This window comes from Flavobacterium sp., assembly GCF_023151265.1.
Classification (GTDB): Bacteria; Bacteroidota; Bacteroidia; order Flavobacteriales; family Flavobacteriaceae; genus Flavobacterium.
Map to the genome: position 1 here is coordinate 1 of NZ_JAKLJH010000187.1, position 3,776 is coordinate 3,776.

A 3,776-nucleotide genomic window follows, 5' to 3' on the forward strand; every position below is an offset into this window, starting at 1 on the left:
CGTTAGTACCAATTACTTTGGACACCTAGAACGAAAAAAAATAAAAGTAAATAACATGAAAAAGTTAAACATCGGACTATTAGCGGTCATCGTGGGTATTTTATTTTCCTGCAGTGGATCTGACACCTATAGGGGATATTGGAAAGCCCTGGACGCAAATGGACACAAACTCGAAATTGTATTTGAGCCAAAAGCTTTTACGATTAAAGATAGCTTGGGGCAAATCAAAAGGTTTGAGTATACTCAAAAGTCCTATGAAATGTCGAATTCGATAGAAACTTATGGAATTGCTCTTGAAGACGGTAGAGCCTATAAAATCCATTTCCCTAAACCGGACGACACGAGTATTGGCTTAATCAAAGACGACAATGATAAACCTCTCTACACGATCGCTCGACAAACATATGTTACCTACGACGACATTTACAAATTAAATTAGAATTTTCAACGGACAGCAACTGTTACTAACAGCAAATAGGCCTTATGCGGACAGAATTCGGTTGCGCAATTGTGTTATTATTTTTTCGGCAATTGCGTGGTTCGGTTTGTTTCGGTATTTTAGCTTGACGGGAGACTTTTCGGCTTTTAGCATTTCGAATTGCGCACAAGGCCTATTTGCAAACCGATAAGTAATGCGTCAAGACATTGGTTTTAGGGCAACATTCCTACCGACAAAATAGTTTCGTTTCGATAAGGACTCTTGCAGGCCTTATTTTTTTTACTAACTTTGACTAACCAAAAGGTAATACAATGAGAAAAATAATTCTGACACTTTTTATATTTAATGTTGGACTCCTTTTTTCTCATACCAAACTACCCGACCTCAAAATCAATTTATTGGAAAATCCCCTTTTTGAAAAAATAACTTTGACAATTAATTCAGAGTCGGATTCTATCACAAATATTACAGTTCAAATAATCGATTCGGATAATAAAGTATTGAAAACTGTTGCCCTTCCCAACTCATCTAACTATTTAGAAAGTAATATAGACATTCATGATCTTTTTGTCGGAAAATATTCATGCGTAGTATTAAAAGAAAAAAAAGAATTGCATAGAATTGAGTTTGTTAAAGACATCATTGACTTTGTTCCTGTAAAAAGTTCGGACAGACATCAACCTGAAAAAAATCGGCAAGTTCGCGAGCCTAATTATAACATTAAAGAAATTGAATCTCTAATGAAACATAAAAGCAAATAAACCTCGCTAATAAATAACGACAACCATTATCAGACAGCGCTAAAAATACTGTATGTGGTGTGTACCTCTTATAACAGCGGTCTTGCTTAATGCCTGTTTTCTGTGGTATTTTGGCATCTCGGCAGACTTCCGTACATTTAACATTACAGAAGACAGGCACTAGGCAAGGCCGCAAACCTTTATGGGTAAGCAGTTGGACAAACCTTCGCAAAGACATTTGAATGAAAAAACTATTTTTAATTTTCTCAATATTATGCCTGACGGGTTTTATTATTTACAAAGTGACAAAAAAAATCAATCTCAATTTCAATTACAAGGTCGGACAACATTTGGACAGCTTAAATAATGTTGTAGTTTATTACAATGGCGGGGTCGACAACTCTTCTGGGCGCAACACATCTCCGGACGATTATAATATCGGTATTAAATATCAATGCGTTGAATTTGTTAAACGTTATTATTACAAACATTTAAATCACAAAATGCCTGACGCATACGGACACGCCAAAGACTTTTACGACAAAGACCTTGCTGACGGTGAATTAAACACAAAACGTAATTTAATACAATATAAAAACGGCAGTAAAACAAAACCTAAACCTGACGACTTGATTATCTTCTCGGGTTCAATATTTAATAAATACGGACATGTTGCAATAATTTCCTCTGTTGCCGATGATGAAATTGAAATTATTCAGCAAAACCCCGGGCCATTTGGCAAATCACGGGACAAAATAAAATTAAAAAACATTGACGGCCTCTGGACACTCGACAAAGACAGACTACTTGGCTGGTTAAGGAAGGAATAAAACTTTGTGCAACGGCCAACCTATAACAGCACCTACTTGCAATACGTTATGCTGCAATGCTCGGAGAAGACTATATTCAAATAAGATCTATGTCCTGACAAGACTTGTTTATTTAGTATTTACTACTTACCTTTGACGTAAGTAACGTATGACGATAGTATGATTATTTCATTTGGGGGCAAGGAAACTAAAAAAATATGGGAGGGAGAACGTGTAAAAGGTTTTTCGACAGAAATTCAAGGAATCGCTCGAAGAAAGCTCAGAATGTTAAACAACTCGCAAGACTTGACTGATTTAATGATCCCTCCGTCAAACAGACTTGAAAAATTAAAAGGAAATTTAAAAGACTTCTACTCTATTCGTATCAATAATCAATGGAGAGTTATTTTTAAATGGAATAATGGAAATGCAGAACAAGTTGAAATAATAGACTATCATTAAATTTTTAAGATATGAAAAAAATAAAAAATATACATCCTGGCGAAATACTTTTAGAAGAGTTTTTAATTCCTCTTGAAATTAGTGCTTACAGACTTTCAAAAGACATTGGTATTCCTCAGACTCGCATTTCTGAAATAATAAAAGGAAATCGTCGTATTACCGCTGACACCGCTTTAAGACTTTCAAAATATTTTGGAAATAGTGCAAAGTTTTGGCTTGGGCTACAAGACGACTTTGACATCGAAGAGGAAAAAAATCATAAAAAGACAGAACTAGATGCGATCAAGCATCATGCTCGCAACGCTGCATAACAGCAAATAAACGTAAGCGGGCGGACTCGGTTATCGTTCGGTGCATAAAAATGGCTGCTAGCGCATTTTTATTTTGCACCTCGCAATAAACATTTGTGCGTATAGACTGAGGTAGTTTCAAAAAACTGCCTTACGTCTATTTGCGAAACATTGGTACCAAGCAATTGCACCCCTCAAAAATTGTCAACTTCATTTCGCCAACATTTGCTTTTCACCCCAACTTCGCATTTGACTGATAAACGGAATTAATTCTTTCCCTGTATCAGTAAGTGAATATTCAACTTTGGGTGGAACCTCTAAATAAACTTTTCTTGTAATGAGTTCATCAGCTTCCAATTCTTTTAGCGTTTGAGTTAGCATTTTTGGTGTAATACCCACCACAGCTCTGTTTAACTCTCCGTATCGCAAAACACCATTTCTTAATACCCATAAAATTCTCCCTTTGTATTTTCCGCCTATTCGTTGAAAGGCATAATCAACCGCACAATGTGCCTTTTTAGTTTTATTTTTCATTTATTAATAAATTTAAAATGTTGATAATCAACGTTACTATATTTTCGGTATGTAGCTTACTTTATTGTATGTACTTGTCATAAAGGTAATAAATACTTTTATTCGTAAAAACTTTGAATACATAAAGCAAAAAAACAATGAATTCATTCGTCAAAAGAGTACTATATTTTCCAGTTTCTAAAATTATTGTAGGAATTAGCGTTTGCTTTTCACTATTTGTAATCATTCAAAATTTTGTATTAAAACCATTTTTTTATAACATTACTCATGATAAAAGTATTGCTGACCCAATTATTATTTTTATTTCTTGTATAGTGCTATTAGTTAGCTATTACTATTTATTCCGTTTATATGATAAAAGAAAAATTACCGAACTATCTATAAAACATTTACCGAAAGAAATGGTTGGAGGTTTTAGTTTTGGTTTTTTGACAATTTCATTATCGATTTTCATTTTATACTTATTAGGCCATTATCAGGCGTTTAGTATTACAACCACTCA

7 protein-coding genes are annotated in these 3,776 nt (G+C 34.2%); 6 read left to right on the forward strand and 1 reads right to left on the reverse strand.

The window, feature by feature from the left end; genetic code table 11:
* The 5 genes from L6Q46_RS13070 to L6Q46_RS13090 all read left to right on the forward strand — a co-directional run.
* Positions 1–439 (forward strand): hypothetical protein (locus L6Q46_RS13070; protein ID WP_291284678.1); only part of this gene is annotated, 439 nt, incomplete at its 5' end.
* Positions 440–750: 311 nt separating this feature from the next.
* On the forward strand, positions 751–1,200 hold the full coding sequence (locus L6Q46_RS13075; RefSeq protein ID WP_291284679.1) for a hypothetical protein: 450 nt from the start codon (positions 751–753) through the stop codon (positions 1,198–1,200).
* 221 nt (positions 1,201–1,421) lie between these two features.
* Positions 1,422–2,009 carry a CHAP domain-containing protein gene (locus L6Q46_RS13080; RefSeq protein WP_291284680.1) on the forward strand — a complete coding sequence of 196 codons (588 nt, stop codon included), beginning with the start codon at positions 1,422–1,424 and terminating at the stop codon, positions 2,007–2,009.
* A 159-nt stretch (positions 2,010–2,168) separates the two neighbouring features.
* Entirely contained in the window at positions 2,169–2,450 is a 282-nt protein-coding gene (locus L6Q46_RS13085) for a type II toxin-antitoxin system RelE/ParE family toxin (protein WP_291284681.1), read from the forward strand.
* Between the two features lie 11 nt (positions 2,451–2,461).
* Positions 2,462–2,761, forward strand: a complete 300-nt coding sequence (locus L6Q46_RS13090; protein ID WP_291284682.1) for a HigA family addiction module antitoxin — start codon at positions 2,462–2,464, stop codon at positions 2,759–2,761.
* 189 nt (positions 2,762–2,950) lie between these two features.
* On the opposite strand, the gene L6Q46_RS13095 is transcribed toward L6Q46_RS13090, so the two are convergent.
* On the reverse strand, positions 2,951–3,274 hold the full coding sequence (locus tag L6Q46_RS13095) for a helix-turn-helix domain-containing protein (RefSeq protein ID WP_291284683.1): 324 nt from the start codon (positions 3,272–3,274) through the stop codon (positions 2,951–2,953).
* Positions 3,275–3,411: 137 nt separating this feature from the next.
* Here L6Q46_RS13095 and L6Q46_RS13100 point away from each other — a divergent pair.
* A partial coding sequence (locus L6Q46_RS13100; RefSeq protein ID WP_291284684.1) for a hypothetical protein occupies positions 3,412–3,776 on the forward strand: 365 nt, incomplete at its 3' end.